At 69.6% G+C, this 2,457-nt stretch carries 2 protein-coding genes; both read right to left on the reverse strand.

Translation table 11 applies throughout. The features are described 5' to 3' along the window. Window positions 1–78 precede the first annotated feature (78 nt). On the reverse strand, window positions 79–2,178 hold the full coding sequence (locus Q4I23_RS32120) for a heavy metal translocating P-type ATPase (protein ID WP_498528926.1): 2,100 nt from the start codon (window positions 2,176–2,178) through the stop codon (window positions 79–81). After that, a complete protein-coding gene (locus tag Q4I23_RS32125) occupies window positions 2,175–2,321 on the reverse strand; it encodes a hypothetical protein (RefSeq protein ID WP_498528927.1) in 147 nt (48 codons plus the stop codon). Before Q4I23_RS32125 ends, Q4I23_RS32120 begins: the two co-directional genes overlap by 4 nt. Window positions 2,322–2,457: the final 136 nt, after the last annotated feature.

The following is a 2,457-nucleotide window of genomic DNA, read 5'->3' on the forward strand; positions in this document are numbered from 1 at the left end:
GTCGGCCGTGTTCTCCTCAACCGAAAAGAATCACGACCAACCGGCCGTGCACAGCCCTTTTTCCGCATCCTGCTAGGCTCAAGGTACGGCCGACGGCGCGCGGCGCAGCGCGTTCAGAAGAATCCCGATCGTGGTTCCGTTGTGGAGCACGGCAGTGCTCACCGGAGACAGCAGACCCAGCGCGGCGGCGCCGAGGATCGCGCTGTTCAGACCGACAGTCAGGCGGTAGTTGCGGGCGATCAGCGCCATGGCGGCGTTCGCCGTCTCCTTGGCATCGGCCACCCGTTCGATCCGGTCCTCCAGAAGCGCCACGTCGGCGGTCAGCCGGGCGATATCGGCTCCCTTCTGCATGGCGATCCCGACATGGGCGCCGGCCAGCGCCGGAGCGTCGTTGATGCCGTCGCCGACGAAGGCGATGCGCGCGCCCTCGCGGCTTAGATCCTCGATGATGCGAGCCTTGTCGGTGGGCAACAGGTCGGCGTGAAAGCCGTCGAGATGCAGTTCCGCGGCCAGTTCGGCGGCGCGGTCGCGGTGGTCGCCGGTCAGCATCAGCACCTGCCTCACCCCGGCCCGCCGCAGCCGCGCGATGGTCGCCGCGCTGGTCGCGCGCACGCTGTCTTTCAGCGCCAGAACGCCGGCCAGCACCCCGCCAAAGCCGATGAACAGCAGCGTCTTGCCGTCACGGTGCAGCGCGTCGATGGCCTCCCGGTGAGCCGTGGTGTCGACCCCCTCGTCGTCCTCGATGAAATGGCGGGAGCCGACGACGATGCGCTTGCCGTCGATGACGCTGGCCACCCCGTGGGCGACGATGAACTTCACCTCCTGATGGTCGAAGTGGCGGTTGTGCGTCTCCTTGGCGGCGTTGACCACGGCCATCGCCAGCGGGTGGAAGTAATGCTCCTCCACCGAGGCGGCGAGGCAGATCAGGTCGTCGGGGCTGAAGGTCGGGTCGAAGGCGATGGAATCGGTCACCTGGAGATCGCCGGTGGTCAGCGTGCCGGTCTTGTCGAAGATGACCGTGTCGGCCTGGGCCAGCCGTTCCAGTGCGTTGGCGCCCTTAATCAGGATGCCCGCCTGCCCTGCCCCATACATGGCCGACTTGAAGGCCACCGGGGTCGCCAGCTTCAGCGCGCAGGAATAGTCGGCCTGGAGCACCGACGCGGCGCTGCGCCAGTCGCCGGTCATCAGGAAGGAGCCGCCGGCCAGCTTCAGCACTGTGGGAACCAGCCGGTCGGCCAGCCGCGCCGCGTCGAGCTGCGCCTCGCTCTTGACGGTCAGCGACTGTTCGACGTAATCGGCGATGCGGGCGGCGGCGGTGTGGCTGCCGACATGCTCGGCGTAGACGACCAGCCGGCCCTCCTCCATCAGCGTGCCGGACAGGACGGCGGAGCCGCGCTGTTTGACCACCGGGGCGCTCTCGCCGGTCATGGCAGCCTCGTTGACGGTCGCCTCCCCGCTCAGCACCGTGCCATCCACCGGGATCACCGTCCCGGCGCCGATGACCACGCTGTCGCCGACCATGACGGTGTCGGCGGGCACCTGAATCTCCACCCCGTCGCGCAGCAGCCACACCTGATCGCTCGACGGGCGCAGCAGCCGCTTCAGCAGCGCGTCCGACCGGCGGGCGATGGACTCCTCCATGTATTCGCCGAGCGCCAGCATGAAGACGGTGGTGTTGGCCGCCGTGAAATCCCGCCGCGCCAGGGAGATCGCCACCGCCGCCGCTTCCAGCACATGGGAATTGACGCCCTCCCGCCCGTAGATGGCCATGCCCTCGCGCAGCATCGGCATCGCGACGGCCAGCGACAGCGGCAGGCGCAGCGGCATGGGCAGCAGGAAGCCGCTGGCCAGCGTGGCGAGGCTGCGGACCAGCGTCGCGACGTGATTCTCCCCGCCCTCCTCCGCCGCCGCGGCGGGCGGCGGCGGTTCCGGAATCGGCAGGGCGGCCAACGCGAGGCACAGCGCCGTGGCGTCCGTCATCGCCGGATCGTAGCGGACAGCCAGCGACCGCGCGGCGCGGCTCGCCCGGACCGACGTCACGCCGGCGACCGCCTCCACCACCCGGTGCAGGGTCGCCGCGTCGTCGGGGGCGCCGGGGCGGCAGGCGTAGCGCAGCCGGATGCGCCCCGGAACCCGATGGACCGGCTCCAGCCGCAGGAACCAGGGCAGGCCGCTCATAACGGTCCGGCCTGTTCCGCCTCCAGTTCGGCCTGGAGGTCGGCCATCTGCTCCTTCATCTCGGCAAGGCCGCCGGCGAGGTTGCCGTACAGCTTCAGGCCGGACTTCACGATCTTGCCGCGCAACTCCTCGTCGGACAGCACATAGGCCGCCGCCGCCCCGACCAGGAGCCCGACCAGGAACTGCTCGGACCGGCGCGACGGGAGAAGACCACTCAGCCCGCCGAGAAGCCCCTGCCCTGTCTCTTATACACATCTGACGCTGCCGACGATTATACGC

This window comes from Azospirillum sp. UFLA03-27 (assembly GCF_059803775.1).